Origin of the sequence: Aeromonas sp. Y318-3, assembly GCF_027706185.1 — a bacterium.
GTDB lineage: Bacteria > Pseudomonadota > Gammaproteobacteria > Enterobacterales > Aeromonadaceae > Aeromonas > Aeromonas veronii.
This window is the reverse complement of the sequence record NZ_JAPDCN010000005.1, coordinates 24,856-39,593: the sequence shown is the minus strand read 5'-3', so window position 1 is coordinate 39,593 and position 14,738 is coordinate 24,856. Positions and strand designations below refer to the sequence as shown.

14 protein-coding genes are annotated in these 14,738 nt (G+C 57.6%); 3 read left to right on the top strand and 11 right to left on the bottom strand.

Going from position 1 to position 14,738, the window contains the following annotated elements; genetic code table 11:
* The first annotated feature begins 152 nt into the window (after positions 1-152).
* The gene (locus tag OKB77_RS08315) at positions 153-1,541 is read left to right on the top strand and encodes a bifunctional NUDIX hydrolase/phosphatase PAP2 family protein (RefSeq protein ID WP_123172270.1); all 1,389 of its coding nucleotides are present in this window, start codon (positions 153-155) and stop codon (positions 1,539-1,541) included.
* Complete coding sequence (ydiK, locus tag OKB77_RS08310) at positions 1,538-2,623, top strand: AI-2E family transporter YdiK (protein WP_164461671.1); 1,086 nt, start codon at positions 1,538-1,540, stop codon at positions 2,621-2,623. Before OKB77_RS08315 ends, ydiK begins: the two co-directional genes overlap by 4 nt.
* 426 nt (positions 2,624-3,049) lie before the next feature.
* On the opposite strand, the gene OKB77_RS08305 is transcribed toward ydiK, so the two are convergent.
* From OKB77_RS08305 to OKB77_RS08290, 4 genes are all read right to left on the bottom strand, one after another.
* Positions 3,050-4,006, bottom strand: coding sequence for a DUF4209 domain-containing protein (locus OKB77_RS08305; RefSeq protein WP_270817391.1), 957 nt, complete (start codon positions 4,004-4,006; stop codon positions 3,050-3,052).
* Positions 4,007-4,255: 249 nt separating this feature from the next.
* A complete protein-coding gene (locus tag OKB77_RS08300; RefSeq protein ID WP_270817390.1) occupies positions 4,256-4,861 on the bottom strand; it encodes a DUF7380 domain-containing protein in 606 nt (201 codons plus the stop codon).
* A 148-nt stretch (positions 4,862-5,009) separates the two neighbouring features.
* Entirely contained in the window at positions 5,010-5,411 is a 402-nt protein-coding gene (locus tag OKB77_RS08295; RefSeq protein ID WP_000351248.1) for a type II toxin-antitoxin system death-on-curing family toxin, read from the bottom strand.
* Positions 5,411-5,581 carry a hypothetical protein gene (locus OKB77_RS08290; RefSeq protein ID WP_001080654.1) on the bottom strand — a complete coding sequence of 57 codons (171 nt, stop codon included), beginning with the start codon at positions 5,579-5,581 and terminating at the stop codon, positions 5,411-5,413. The genes OKB77_RS08295 and OKB77_RS08290 overlap by 1 nt, the downstream gene beginning before the upstream one ends.
* A 493-nt stretch (positions 5,582-6,074) precedes the next feature.
* Here OKB77_RS08290 and dhaR point away from each other — a divergent pair, with 493 nt between their 5' ends.
* The gene (gene dhaR / locus OKB77_RS08285; RefSeq protein WP_123174106.1) at positions 6,075-7,976 is read left to right on the top strand and encodes a dihydroxyacetone kinase operon transcriptional regulator DhaR; all 1,902 of its coding nucleotides are present in this window, start codon (positions 6,075-6,077) and stop codon (positions 7,974-7,976) included.
* 94 nt (positions 7,977-8,070) lie between these two features.
* Here dhaR and OKB77_RS08280 read toward each other — a convergent pair whose 3' ends face one another.
* The 7 genes from OKB77_RS08280 to yjbD form a co-directional block, all read right to left on the bottom strand.
* Positions 8,071-9,153 carry a glycerol dehydrogenase gene (locus OKB77_RS08280; RefSeq protein WP_123172273.1) on the bottom strand — a complete coding sequence of 361 codons (1,083 nt, stop codon included), beginning with the start codon at positions 9,151-9,153 and terminating at the stop codon, positions 8,071-8,073.
* Positions 9,154-9,284: 131 nt separating this feature from the next.
* A complete protein-coding gene (dhaM, locus tag OKB77_RS08275; protein WP_123172274.1) occupies positions 9,285-10,001 on the bottom strand; it encodes a dihydroxyacetone kinase phosphoryl donor subunit DhaM in 717 nt (238 codons plus the stop codon).
* 1 nt (position 10,002) lies between these two features.
* Positions 10,003-10,632, bottom strand: a complete 630-nt coding sequence (gene dhaL, locus OKB77_RS08270; protein WP_005355013.1) for a dihydroxyacetone kinase subunit DhaL — start codon at positions 10,630-10,632, stop codon at positions 10,003-10,005.
* Positions 10,633-10,641: 9 nt separating this feature from the next.
* The gene (gene dhaK / locus OKB77_RS08265; RefSeq protein WP_123172275.1) at positions 10,642-11,712 is read right to left on the bottom strand and encodes a dihydroxyacetone kinase subunit DhaK; all 1,071 of its coding nucleotides are present in this window, start codon (positions 11,710-11,712) and stop codon (positions 10,642-10,644) included.
* 238 nt (positions 11,713-11,950) lie between these two features.
* Positions 11,951-13,309, bottom strand: a complete 1,359-nt coding sequence (locus tag OKB77_RS08260; protein ID WP_164461672.1) for an NCS2 family permease — start codon at positions 13,307-13,309, stop codon at positions 11,951-11,953.
* 306 nt (positions 13,310-13,615) lie between these two features.
* On the bottom strand, positions 13,616-13,828 hold the full coding sequence (gene cspE / locus OKB77_RS08255; protein WP_005316548.1) for a transcription antiterminator/RNA stability regulator CspE: 213 nt from the start codon (positions 13,826-13,828) through the stop codon (positions 13,616-13,618).
* Positions 13,829-14,423: 595 nt separating this feature from the next.
* A complete protein-coding gene (gene yjbD / locus OKB77_RS08250) occupies positions 14,424-14,708 on the bottom strand; it encodes a DUF3811 domain-containing protein (RefSeq protein WP_005340165.1) in 285 nt (94 codons plus the stop codon).
* Positions 14,709-14,738 lie beyond the last annotated feature (30 nt).

Sequence of the window (14,738 nt, the reverse complement as noted above, 5' to 3'; positions counted from 1 at the left end):
GATAGCCGCCAATAGTAGGGAGTGCCCTGCTTCATCGCAATCTTCCGTGCACCGCCAGCGCGGCGGGAACGGCGGCGATCCGGCCGCTACCGTTGCCCAACTATCTGATTTCTGGGAGGCTTGTCGCCATTGTGCATAGGGAAAGCAAATTGATGTCGAGAACCCTCTTTTTACTCTTGCTGGCGCTGTTTGCCGCTCTGCCAGCCCTGAGTGCCGAATCGGCGGCTCCCTCGGCGGCGGCCTGTGCCATCCGTCATCAGGATCAACTGCTGCTGGTGCAGGATCGCATCTCCTCCCGCTACAGCCTGAGCGGTGGCTATATCGATGGCGGCGAGAGCCCGCAGCAGGCGGCGCTGCGCGAACTCTATGAAGAGACCGGCTTGCGGGGGGAGGTGGTGCAGGAGCTGGGTCGCTGGCAGCGGGCGCTTATCTTCGCTTGTCGCACGCTGGAGCCTATCGTCGCCCAGCAAGATTCCGATTTTGTCTCGCTGCTGAAGGCCCCCAATCTGGGGGGGGAGATACTCAATGCCAGGCTGATCGCGGTGGACAAGCTGCCCCGCGAGCAGCGCCGCTTCCCGGATCAGCTCGACTGGCTGCAATCCCGACTGGATAAGGTGCCGGAGAGCGAGGTGCACTGGCAGGCCGATTTTGTGGCGCAGGGCAATGCGCTGCATCAGGCCGAGATCCCGCTGATGCAGCGGCTGCAGCAGTGGCTAGGGCCCGATGTCTGGTGGCTGTCGGTCAGCAATCTGTTTGGTTCAGGCGGCTTTCAGCTTGCCCTGATACCTTTGCTGCTCCCGCTGCTGGGGTGGCCGCGGCTGCGCCAGCTGCTCTTTGCCATGCTGTGGCTCGGCTTGCTGGTGCAGGCAAGCAAGGAGGGGATCGGCTGGCCGCGCCCCTTCCATCTGCAACCGCTGCTGGCAACCCAGTGCGCCCAAGGCTTTGGCATGCCGAGCGGCCATACCGCCTCGGCCCTGCTGTTCTGGGGAGCGCTGCTTGGCTGGCTCTGGCCTGCCCGGCGGGGGCTGGCCTATTCGCTGGCCTTGCTGCTGGCGCTGACCACAGGTCTGGCGCGGGTCTGGCTCGGGGTGCACTTTATCTCCGACGTGGCGACGGGGTTGCTGATTGGTGCCTTGCTGCTGGCCGCTCGCCCCTGCTGGCGTGCCGACAGGCAGTCGGCGGCTTGGCTGCTGCTGATTGCATCTGCGCTGGCGCTCGGGGGGCTGACCCAGTCGGCCCATCTGACCGGGATCGGCATGGCGGCCCTCGGGCTCTGGGTTGGCGGTTTGCGCTCCCTGACCCGCGGCGGTTATCCCCCCATTGTGACCGGCGCGGTCACCCTGGCGGGGGGCGCGGTGATAGGGGCGGGGCTCTGGGCGCTGCCGCTGCTGACCAGCAGTTCGCTGGCTATCCTGCTTGGTCAGTTTGTGCTCTTTTTCGGGCTGGGGCTCTGGTTGAGCGCTGGCCTCTGGTGGATACTCTCTTTCTTGAAATGCGACACACGACCCAAGGGCAACGGCTCTGACAAGGGAACTCTATGAATGTGAAAAAAGTGGATTTGGCCAAGATAACCCTGGGGGTGCTGTTTCTCAGCATCCTGATTATCTCCTGTTTCTTGGTGTTGCAGCCCTTCCTGCCCGCGCTGGTGTGGGCCACCATGATCACCATCGCCACCTGGCCGTTGATGCTGATGGTGCAGCGGCTGTTGTGGGGCAAACGGTCGCTGGCGGCCCTCTTTATGACGCTGGTGCTGCTGCTGATGTTCGTTATTCCGCTCTTTATGACGCTGGCTAATGTGGCGGAGAAAGCGCCCATGCTGATCGAGCTGGGCACCCATATCAGCCAGTCGCCGCCGCCCGAGCTGCTCTGGCTGCAACAGATCCCGCTGGTAGGCGACAAGCTCTACGGCTTCTGGCAGCAAATTCTGGCGAGCGGTGGTCAGGTGCTGTTTGCCAAGCTGGCTCCCTACTTTGGCCAGACCGCCCGTTGGCTCGCTGCTCAGGCGGGCAATCTGGGGCTGCTGTTCGTTCACTTCCTGCTGACCGTCGGCATCTGCGGCCTGCTCTACCACTCAGGTGAAGTGGTGGCGGCCGGCATTCGCCGTTTCGCCCACCGTCTGGCAGGGCAACGGGGCGACAACGCCACCGTGCTGGCCTCCCAAGCGATCCGTGCCGTGGCCATGGGCGTGGTGGTGACCGCCCTGGTGCAATCCTCGGTGGCCGGTGTTGGCCTGCTGATTGCCGGTATCCCCTATGCCATGGTGCTGGTGGTGGTGATGTTCTTGCTGATCGTCGCCCAGATCGGCCCCTTCCCGGTGCTGCTGGCCTGTATCGGCTACCTCTACTGGAGTGGCGACACCACCTGGGGCACCTTCCTGCTGGTCTGGTCACTGTTTGCGGGTACCATGGACAACTTCCTGCGCCCCTTCCTGATCAAACGTGGCGCCAACCTGCCGCTCATCCTCATTCTGGTGGGGGTTATCGGCGGTTTGCTGGCGATGGGGATCATCGGCCTCTTTATCGGCCCCGTGGTGCTGGCGGTGGGCTACACCCTGCTGGATGCCTGGATCAAGGAAGATGACCAACCGGCGACCGCGGCGGTGGAAGCGCCCAAGGCCGAGTGACGATTCAGTAAAAAGACGATTCGGTAACAAGACGAATCAGTCATCATCGCTGATGCCAAGAGCCGCCCATAAGGGCGGCTCTGTTATTTTTGACGATCGTAATTTAAGGCGATGGTGTCAGATTGGCTGAACCGTACCAACCTCCATATCCCGTATATTACCTTCCCATGTAGGTTCGATTAGCGAAGCGTAATCGGACGATCGAGATGCCGTTGTTCCGGTATTTCCGTGGATCAGCGGCATCTGGCAGAGGAGAAATATGGATGGCCGTTATAGCGGGGCAATGGATTGACGCGAACGTCCGATTACGCCTTGCGGCTAATCGAACCTACGGGCTTCCATGACCCAGCCTTAGCACATAATGCCGCCATAAGCGGTGAGTAACAGTTGGCTAAAATGTGTAGCGAAGCGGAACCGAGCCAACTGTTACGAATCCGGCTTAATGGCTTTGTTAGCTACATTTTCTGGTTTGTAGTACTTTTTCCAGTGACTACCTAAAGGCAACATTAAAATGTGTAAAACTAACCACCAAAGAAAAACCGGCGCAACACCATAAAAGTGACCAGCCGGCATATAGCCATGAGACATTTGGTTTCTTAAGTCCCCATATATCTTATCTATTAGAATCGCTTGAAGATTTCCGACAATGTCTTGACCTAAAAATTCAAGAATAACTGGGTGATCTAATAAATATTTCAGGCCACTTCTTTCTTGAGAACCATCACCGTGTAATGTAGTTGGTTCCTCTCCTTGACTTCTTGCCACGTACCTAAGTGAATTTTCAATCTGTGGAATAAGAATATGACACGCACTTAGGAAATCCCCTTCAAGGCCGAACATAATCCCTTTAATATAAAAATATTCGTGCCCATATGGTATGAACGGACTATTTTTTAAAATCGATTCTAGAGCATATTCAGAAACGTGGTGCTGAGTCATTAGCTCATTTAGGGCAGGTCTTATCTGTCCCTGGACAGCTAATTGATGATCAATTTCAATGTTTCTCATCATTGTAGCCCAAGTGACAGGACCATCTTGACTTTCATTTAGTCCCATACCAGCAGGAACAGTTGCAACGGTGATACCTTCGTGATCTATGTGTGTTCCACCAAACATCCATGCAATGCTACTTTGCATCTGTTCGACTGCTTGCTCTCTCAGCTTTTTAATATCTGTAGGTCTTGAAACCAGAACACCAAGCCTAAAAAGCATATCGAAGAAGTCTTTACCTTGGACGTGAATTTTTGCTTGATGAACAATTTCACTAATGTCCTGTGCTGGTGTTGAAAACTCATGAAGTTGATGTAGAGATTCAATCTGGTGATCTCTCATTGTTTCATATAATTCAAGTCTTTCTTGTCTAGTGTTGGGGACTTTAGACAACGCATCAATTGCTTTAAGTATGCATCCTGCAGCTATCAGTCCACCATCTTGAAGCTCTGAATCTTTGACGTGGCAAGCTGCTATTTCTCTCCAGATTTCTTGCTGTTTACTTTTATTTCGAGTTGAGTTGGCAGAGTTTAGTGCGCACTCCCATCCACTTATCGCTGTTCTAGTATCACCTAAGTCAAAACGAGTATGAGCAATTTCCTCAGCTGTATTAAGAATCCAGTCATCATCACCAACGCCACATTAATATGATAACGTCAATAAACGCAATGCATAAAAAGGTGGATTATCTAATTTTTTACTATCTATCTCAGATTTAATAAAGTCTGCTAACTTTTCAAACAAATCAGGTCGTTGTGTGTCTCTTTTGAACATGCAGCTTAACCTTAAGGCACGCTCTATTCTCTCTGCTGGGTATATCCATGATTCACCTAGTGCTAATAATTGTTTTGCTGATTCAAGATATGCCTCTATTGCCATATAAGCATGATCAACACTTCCAGCTTTAGTAACCCAAGAAATATCTGCTAACCGTGCTTGTAACTCTGGTATTGTCACAGAGTCACAAAATTGAGAAATCGCATTCAACGACTCTTTAGAAAAATCACTGGCAATAAGACCTCTACGGTCTTGAATTATAAACTTAGGTGAAAATGGCGCTTTCGGATTTTCAGACTTTAGGTGCATCGAGCAAGCGGCAGATAACAGTTTTGCAGCATTAGAGCCTTCAACACTTATCAAAGATGACTCTAACTCATAATACAAAGGTTTTCTGCATGATCTGAGTATTTGATCTTGATCTAGTGATTGCAATTCCTCCAGTGTTACTTCAATTTCTTGAATGGACATATAACCTCCGTGTGTAGATTGTGGCTAACGCCCGCTTAAGGGGCAGACAACGCTACTACTAACTTTCCGCATAACACCGTAATCACACAAACCAACGCATAATAAAAATGCCACGCGTTGGCTGTCCCTCTTGAAGCGTTTGTTATGTTTAGAGAGCTGAATTTTGTTCTTTTGCGTATTGTGCGTAGAGAATGTCGGCAAAATCTGTTTCGTTGATAATGCCGATAACAAGATCTCGAACTGCATCCGCAAGTAAATCGTTTTCCTGTGTAAGCTCAAAATCGTTAAGTGATAAATATTCAAGTGCCACAGCCAAACCTGTCCGTTTGTTCGCATCAGGTAGCGCATGTGAAACCGCTATACAAGCAGTGTATTTAGCAGCGATTTCAAAAACATCATCCAGTCCTTCATAAACGATGGCATTATCGATTCGACCTAATGCCCCCTGAAGCTTGGGAATATCAACTGCTCCTTTCATTCCTGGTTCTGTTTTTAGGATGAACGCATTAATTTCGATCACTCGTTCAAAAGGAAAACAGATGATATCCATTACATATCAGCCAATTTAGTGAATGTCTTCTGATGAGTACGCAAAGCAAGTTTAGTTTCAGATTTCACAATTTGACGACCAGCATCACCAGTCAAATCAAGCTTTTTACTAGCCTTAATTTTCGGTCTTTCAACAGCATCAACGCCGTAAGCTTCAACTTTTCGATTCATATCACACCTACTATCAATAAAGGTTAGGCCGATTATAGCCCCAAAACGTGATAAAAAACATAACAGTGATTAGATGGAAGGCGGTACTAATCCGTTAATAGAGCCTTCCATATAACTCCGGTTCGCCCTGTTTGTGGCCACGAAAATACATTTTAAATCACAACATTACCGACCAATTTCTGGCGCTGAACGCATTCGCTCAAAATCCTCTTTTGGCTCTACTTTTTGCCACCGAGCAAAAATACACTTCCGGAACGGCAATGGAAAGCGCCATTCGGCCTACTTTTCACAAATATGTCAGTAGTGTGAGCGGGGGGCGATCTATCAAAAGATCGAAGGAGTGCCGCGCCTTCTGCCATAGCCTCGGGCAGCACCGACGGTGAACCCGACCGGGAGGAGGGCGGGGTTGCCACCCTCTGAGGCAGGTCACTGAATCGGGGGCGCTGGCGTGGTTAAATGGTCGGCTCACATCTTGCCGGATATTGCTGTGACCATGCCATCTGACCTTCAGCCGCTGCTCGCCTGGCCCGACTATCTGCAGGCATCCTGGCTGCGCTGCGCCCACCAGACCAGCGCCACCCTCTGGCATCCACCCCACAGCGCCAAGGGGCAGACCTTGCAGAGCCTGCGCCAGCGCAAGCGCGACCTGCTCACCACCGGCGAGATGGCCCTCGAAGATCTCTACGAATTTATGGAGGGGCGCCCCTGCGCCCTGCTGCTCACCGACGAGAGCGGCTGCCTGCTGGCCCAGACCGGCCATCCCGACACCCTGCGCGAGCTGGCAGCGCTGGGGTTTGGCCCCGGCGCCTTTTTCAGCGAGGGGCGCATCGGCACCAATGCCATCAATCTGGCGGCGCTGGAGGGGGTGCCGCTCTGCGTCAGCGGCCCTCAGCACTTCAATCAGACCCTCCACCCGTGGCACAGCTGCGCCAGCCCGGTCTACAACAGCAATGGCCGTCAGGTCGCCATCATTGCGTTGATTTGCAAGGTGGAGGAGGCGAGCGCCGGCGATCTGGCGCTCACCGTCAGCGCCGGGCGCGAGCTGGCCCATCTGCTGCAGATGGAGACCCTGATGCAGGAGTCCCAGCACCACCTGAGCGAGCTTTACGCCCTGCTCGATGGCATGGATGACGGTGTGTTGGCCTGGGATCCGCAGGGTCGGCTGCGTTACCTCAACGCGCTGGCGGCCCACCGGCTGCGGCTCGATCCCGCGCTCTGTCTTGGCCAGCCGCTGGAGCAGCATCTGCTTTTGCCCCAGCGGTTGCAGCTGGCCATCAGGGGGCAGACGCCGCTCAGCCATGTGGAGGTGACGCTGGAGCGGCTTGGCGCCCAGGAGGGGGAGTTTATCAATGCGCTGGTGAGCCTCAAGCCGTTGCCGGGGCCGGAGGGGGTCAGCTTTATTGCCTTGCTGCACCCGGTCGATCGGCTGCGGGCCATTCATCAGCTGCGCCAGAGGGTGCCCGAGCTGTCGGCGCTGGTGGGGGAGTCGAGCGCCATGCGCAAGCTGCTGCGCTATGCCCGGCAGGCGGCCCAGAGTCAGGGGCCGATCCTGCTGCGCGGCGAGGAGGAAGTGGGCAAGGCCCAGCTGGCGGAGGCGATCCACTTTGGCAGCGAGCAGGCCGCCGGGCCGCTCATTACCCTCAACTGCAAGGCGCTGCCGAGCGAGCGGATGGCGCTGGAGCTGATGGGCTCCGACGAGGCGGGGCAGGAGCGGGCAGGCAAGTTCGAGCTGGCCCACGGTGGTACCCTGGTACTGGAGCAGGTGGAGTGTCTCTCTGCCCCCATGCAGGCGGCGCTGCTGCAACTGCTCAAGACCGGCCGCATCCAGCGCTTCGATTCGGCCCGCATCCTGCCGCTCAAGGTGCGGATTATCGCCACCAGTAGCGCCCCACTGGAGCAGTTGGTGCAGGAGGGGCTGTTTGGCCGCCAGCTGCTCTATGCCTTGCAAGCGTGCGAGCTCTGGCTGCCGGGATTGCGGGAGCGCAGTGCCGATCTGCCGGGCCTTATCAGCCAGCAGCTGGCGGCGCAGGGGCGCGAGCCGGTGCGCCAGTTCAGTCCGGCGGCTCTCGACTGCCTGCTTGCCTATCCCTGGCCCGGCAATCTGGGGGAGCTGCGCAGCGCCGTCGAGCATGCGCTGCTTCATGCCGGTCAGGGGCAGATCCCGCCGGAGGCGCTGCCCGCCGCCATTCGCCACGGCTATCAGCAGGTGGCGGATGAGGTGGTGGGACAACCGCTGCTCACCTTGGCGGAGCTGGAGCGGCAAGCCATCTTGCGCTGCGCTCACGCCTGCAAGGGGCAGGTGAGCCAGATGGCCCAGCATCTGGGTATCAGCCGCACCACCCTCTGGCGGCGACTCAAGCTGCTCGAGATCGATCCCGCCGACTATCACGGCTGATGGTTATTGAGGTCGTTGCGAATCGGCCCGCTGAAAATGAAAAGGCCCCGCAGTTGCGGGGCCGTGTTATATGGCAGAGTCAGTTGTGGCGCGGTTACAGCCCCAGCTGGTGGGCGGTGACGATGGCCGCCAGCACATCCTCGGCAGTGACCTTGAACGGCATATTGTGGATGGTCTCGCCCTCGGCGGTGGAGGCTTTGGCCACCTCCATCAGGCGCGCCATATCCAGCTCCTTGACCCCCATCATATGCAGGTTGGTCGGCAGGCCCACCGAGCGGCAGAAACCCAGCACTGTCTCGATCTCCTCCATCGGCGCGTTCTCCAGCACCAGCTGCACCAGGGTACCGAATGCCACTTTCTCACCGTGGTAGAGGTGGTGACACTCGGCGAGCTGGGTCAGACCGTTGTGGATGGCGTGGGCGGCGGCCAGTCCGCTGCTCTCGAAGCCGATACCGCTCAGGTAGGTGTTGGCCTCGATGATGTTCTCCACCGCCTTGGTGCAGAGCCCCTGTTCTACCGCCAGCTTGGCCTTGTAACCGTCGGCCAGCAGGGTCTTGTAGCAGAGCTCGGCAATGGCCTGCGCCGCTAGCGTGGAGGCACCACCGGCCATGGTCTGGCAACCGGAGACCTTGTTGGCGCGCGCCTCGAAGTAGGTGGAGAGCGCATCCCCCATGCCGGAGACCAACAGCCGTACCGGGGCGCGGGAGACCACGCCGGTATCCATGATGACCATATTGGGGTTGGTCGGGATCATCAGGTATTCGCTGAACTGCCCCTCCGGGGTGTAGATGACCGCCAGCGCGCTGGTGGGGGCATCGGTGGAGGCGATGGTGGGTACTATGACCACCGGCACCTTCTGATAAAAGGCGACCGACTTGGCGGTATCCAGCGTTTTGCCGCCGCCGATGCCGATGATGACGTCAAACGGGGTCTGCTTGCAACGGGCCAGCAGGCGGTCGATCTCGGGGCGGGAGCACTCGCCGTTGAAGCAGTCGAACTCCGGCTTGATACCGGCGCCGTGGAAGCTGGTGGCCACGGTATCGCCCACCAGCTTGGTGACGAAGGCGTCGGCCAGAATAAGCGGCTTGCTGCCGAGCGCTTTGACGTAGTTGCCGATATTGGCGAGGGCCCCGTTGCCTTGTACGTATTTGCTGGGGCTGATGATAATGCGGTCCATATTTTATCCCTCTCTCTTTATGAATTAAGAATCGGGGCGAAGGGGCGGCAGTGCCGGGACTCCTTCGTCTTGAATGAAGCTGCACAGGCTCAGCGAGCGAGTGCAGCCCCTTGAAACAGTGGTGTGCGGCGTCAGTCGCCGAAGCGCTCGGCGGCCAGCTGCTGGAAGCAGGTCAGTGCTGCGGCGGCATCCTCGCCGCGTGCCAGCAGGGTGAGCTGGTCGCCCTGACGCACGTTGAGCATGGCGAGCCGGGTCAGGCTGCGGGGATTGGCCTCTTTATCCCCCTTTTGCAGCTTGAGTTCAGCGGCAAAGGGCTTGAGGGCGGCCACCAGTCGGGCGGCGGGGCGCACATGCAGGCCGTGGGGGTTATCCACCACCACCTCACAGCGCAGCCAGCCGTCGTCGGCAACGGGGGCCGTCTCGGTGGCGGTCTGCGCCGCGCTGGCTGGCAGCATCGCCTGTTTCGGGCCCAGCGCGCCGAGCGCCTCGGCGGCCACCTCACCCAGCGTCAGGCCGGAACCGGCCGCCACCACGGCGGCCAGAGTACCTTCGACCAGCGGGGCCGGGCAGAGCCGCACCCGTGCGCTCAGCTCCGGGGGCAGCAGTTCGAGGGCGGTTTCGGCGCTGAGCAGGGCGCTGCCCAAGTCCATCAGTACCAGCACGCCGCTGCCGTCATCCGCTTCTTCAATCGCACTCATCACCGCGATGGCATCGGTGCCGATGGGGTGGTCGGGGTCATCGACCCCGGCCGCCAGCAGCAATCTGGCCGGGCTGCCCAGCTGATCTGCCAGCGCTTTCAAGCCGGCGGCCAGCATGGCGCTGTGAGAGACAACTACGATTCCGATCATGTCACAACCTCGCTCTGTCACGCAGGGCGGTCAGCAGCAGCAGGGTCGAGGTGGCCCCGGCATCCTGATGGCCGATGCTGCGCTCGCCAAGATAGCTGGCGCGCCCCTTGCGGGCCTGCATCTGGATGGTGGCCTCGGTACCGGCTGCGGCGGCTGCCACCGCCTTGTCCAGCGCTTCATTGAGCGGCAACTCTTGCTGCTGCGCCTGTTGCAGGGCGGCCAGTGCCGGCCACCAGGCGTCACACATGGTCTTGTCGCCCGGCTCGGCACGGCCGCGAGAAACAATGCCCTCGACCCCGTCACTCAGCATTTTGCACAGCTGACTGAGGCTCAGGCTCTGGCAGGCGTCGGTGCTGGCTGCCGCCCGGATAAAGAAGGTGCCGTAGAGCGGGCCGCTAGCGCCGCCGACCGAGGAGAGCAACGTCATGCCGGTGGTTTTCAGCACCTGACCGATATCCTTGTCCGCCACTGCGGGCAGTTTCTCGGCCACCTTGGCAAAGCCGCGCTGCATATTGAGGCCGTGGTCACCGTCGCCGATGTCGGTATCCAGCGCGGTGAGGTAGTCACGCTGCTCGGTAAAGATGTGTTCGCAGTCGAGCAGCCAGTTGACGATGTGATGCTTGCTTAACATGGGTTCTCCTTAGCAGCCGCGACGCAGGGCGGGGGTGTGAACGGGGGCATCCCACAGGGTCATCAGCTCATCATCCACCTTGAGCAATGTGATGGAGATGCCGGTCATGTCGAGGGAGGTGCAGTAGGGGCCAATCAGGTTGCGCACCAGATGGATGCCCTCCTCCTCGCACAGGGTGGCAAGGCGACCATAGACGCCATACAGCTCTGAAATCGGGGTGCCGCCGAGGCTGTTAACCAGCGCGATAACCCGATCGCCCTTGTTGAGCGGCTCGATAAAGGTGTGCTCTTCCTGCCAACTGCCGCTGGTGCGATCCCAGTGGCGCAGGGTGCGGCCATAGGGGGTATTGTCCGCCAGCTCGCTGAACATGTCGTCCACCAGGGTATTGAGGTTGGTGAAGGGGCGACGCTCGATGCCCGGTTCGCCGTGGATACCGACGCCGAACTCCATCTCGTTGTCCGCCAGGGTGAAGGAGGGCTTGCCTGCGGCAGGCACGGTGCAGGCATGCATGGCCACGCCTATGGTGCGGCTCTGGTTGTTGATGCGGCGGGCCAGCGCCTCGCAACGTGCCAGATCGTAGCCCGCTTCGGCGGCGGCACCGACCAGCTTCTCGCACAGCACGGTCGTGGCAACGCCACGGCGACCGGCGGTGTAGAGGCTGTCTTTGACCGCCACGTCATCATCGATCAGGGCGAAGCCTACCTTGACCCCGTCGCCGTGCAGCAGTTCGACCGCGGTCTCGAAGTTGAGCACGTCGCCGGTGTAGTTCTTCACCAGAAACAGCACGCCCGCGCCGCCATCAACGGCCTGACCGCACTCGTACATCTGATCCGGGGTCGGGGAGGTAAAAATCTCGCCGGGGCAGGCGCCATCCAGCATCCCCTTGCCCACCAGACCGCCGTGCATCGGCTCGTGGCCGCTGCCACCGCCGGAGACCAGCGCCACCTTGCCCATCACGGGGGAGTCGGCGCGAGTGATGTAGTGGGGTTCGATACGTACCTTGAGCTCGGGGTGGGCGGCTGCCATCCCCATCAGTTGTTCACGGACCACGGCATCGACGGCATTGATCAGTTTCTTCATGGCTCACTCCTTGGCTTGCCACCGCACGGGTGGGCAAATGGTTGATGGAGCCAGTCTAACGACAGAAAAAGGGATAAAAATGACGGGCGTTTTGGTTCGGATTTGAAACAGCAGAAGAGGGATAGGTGTTTCAATCTGAAACGGTGCCGGGCAAACGGGCGGGAAACTGTTAGCTGACTCACAGCCATGAAAAAGGGCCCCGCAGGGCCCTTCGCTACAACCGGAATATGCGGACGGGTTAGATGGCCCAGCCACCGGCGTAGAAGACCACCAGCGCCAGGGCGATGATAACGGTGCCGACGTTCAGCTTCTTCCACTCGGCAGCGAACAGACGACCGATGACCAGCGCCACGAAGCCCAGCATGATGCCGGTCACGATGTTGCAGGTGAGCACGATAAAGACGGCGCACAGCATGCCGGAGAGGGCATCGACCGAGTCGCTGAAGTCCAGCTTGGTGACGTTGCCCAGCATCAGCAGACCGACGTACATCAGGGCCGGTGCGGTGGCGTAAGCCGGTACCAGATAGCTCAGCGGGGAGAGGAAGATCATCAGCAGGAACAGCACGCCGACCAGCGCGGCGGTCAGGCCGGTCTTGCCACCGGCCGCGGTGCCTGCAGCAGACTCGATGTAGACGGCAGCCGGAGCACCACCGACGGCGCCTGCCACCATGCTGCTGACGGAGTCGGCAGTCAGGGCCTTGCCGCCGCTGATGATGTGGCCACGTTCGTTGATGAGGCCCGCTTGACCGGCCACGGCACGGATGGTGCCGGTGGCGTCAAACACGGCGGTCATCACCAGTGCCAGTACGGTCGGAATGACCACCGGATTGAGGGCGCCCAGCAGATCCATGCTGCCTACCAGCGATCCCTTCTCGCCAGTCAGGCTCGGCATGGCGAAGAAGCCCTGCCAGGTCACTTTCGGGTCGAAGATAAGGCCGAGGATGGAGATGGCGATAATCACCATCAGGATGCCGCCCGGCACCTTGCGACGCTCCAGACCGAAGATGGCAGCCAGACCCAGCACCGTCATGATGACCGGAAAAGCGGTCACTTCACCCAGCTGAACCGGCAGGCCAGCCCCTTCGTTCTTGATCACCATGCCAACGCCGTTGGTGGCGATCAGCAGCAGGAACAGGCCGATACCGATGCCGGTGCCGTGGGCGATGCCGGAGGGGAGGTTGTCCAGGATCCACTGGCGCACGCCGGTGACACTGATCAGGGTAAACAGCACACCCATCAGGAAGATGGCACCCAGGGCGACCGGAATGCTCAGCCCCTGACCCAGCACCAGACTGAAGGCGGTAAAGGCGGTGAGGGAGATGGCGCAACCGATAGCCATCGGCAGTTTGGCCCACAGACCCATCAGCAGGGAGCCGAAGGCGGCGATCAAACAGGTGGCCACAAACACCGGGCCCTGCTCAAAGCCGGCAGCACCCAGCATGTTCGGCACCACTATGATGCTGTAGACCATCGCCAGGAAGGTGGTCAGCCCCGCGACCAGCTCCTGACGCACGCTGCTGCCGCGCGCAGAAATGGAAAAATAAGAGTCCAGAAAGCCGCCTGTCCCTGTTTGGGCGGCCATATCTTGCTTTGCCATAACTAATCCTGAAAGTGTGAAGGAAATCGTTTGCGTTGGTGGCGCGCAAAATAGCAAGAATTCGCGGCAAATACAGCGGATAACCTGACTTTTTCGTCACTATTTTACATTTTGAGTCCATTCGGAGCTCATTCTAAGACTCAAGCGGTGAGAGCGTGTAAGGGAGGGATCACGCGGTCTGTGGAGGGGAGATCAGTGAGGAAAAAAGCGGGGAACAACAAAAAACCCGCCGAAGCGGGTTTTTTTAAATTCTTGCAGAGCTGTCAGCGGTTGGCATGAGCCATCAGCAGTATGCTCCGGCTTGAATTACAGACCAACTACGTTGGCAGCAGCCGGGCCTTTCTGGCCTTGCTCGATGGTGAACTCAACGCGCTGACCTTCGTCCAGGGTTTTGAAGCTGGTGGACTGGATAGCGGAGAAGTGTACGAACACGTCTTTGCTGCCGTCAGCCGGGGAGATGAAACCAAAACCTTTCTCAGCGTTGAAGAACTTAACGGTACCAGTCATTTTGTTAGACATAATAATTTCCTTAAATAGTGTTGAATGCCACCTAAATGGCAATTTTTGATTTTTCGTCAGCAATACGTATGGGGAGCACTAAAGAAGGAGAATTATTTGATAAGAATTATCCGAGGATAACGCTTATGCTAATCACTGCTTTACTAAAATGACTGCCTAACATAATCAGGTCTGAACTGCCGAACCATCGAGAAAGATTAAAACACGCTCTCATTTTTAAAGCAAACTTTATCTCGATATTAATGTTTTGTAACAGCCAAAAATATCATTTTTTATAGTAAACATGATGCATTTCAACGGCATAGGAAAATCAGTGCAGACTCATATCACCCTGTGGCAAGTCAGATTCGGCTTTTTTGTCCTGACTATGTAGCCAGTTCTGGCAAAAAATATGAGAAAAAATGAAAAGCTGGCGATAGATGGGGATTGTCAGTTGGCGTTCTCTCTAACTCACAATGTAAATCACTTCTTTGCTGCTGCGATTAGCTTCTGAGCGGCAAATCAATGGCGGCGCCAAATCTGGCTCATCGAGCATCGCCCAGACATGCAAACGCCCGCTGGCACCAAGTGCCAGCGGGCGTTTTGCAAGAAGGGATCAGCGCTTGCTGCGAAACTTGTTGCTGACCGAATCAATCCAGCTGAAGGTTTCCGGCAGTACCTGATTCTTGGCACGCTCTTTGGCTTTCTCGCGAGCCAGCTTGGAGGCTGCCTTGGCTGCTTCGGCGCGGTCCGCCACAATTTTCAGGCGACCCTCTTCGCGGATCTTGTTCCGCTCTCCGTTGGTCAGCTGGTGGTCTGCATTGGCTTGTGCCTTTTGCAATAACAAGGCTATCTCGGCTTTTTCGGCCTCGGTCAGATCTTTCATTTCCAGCTTTTTCACGGCGCGCTCCTGCGGCAGGGTGGTTAGACA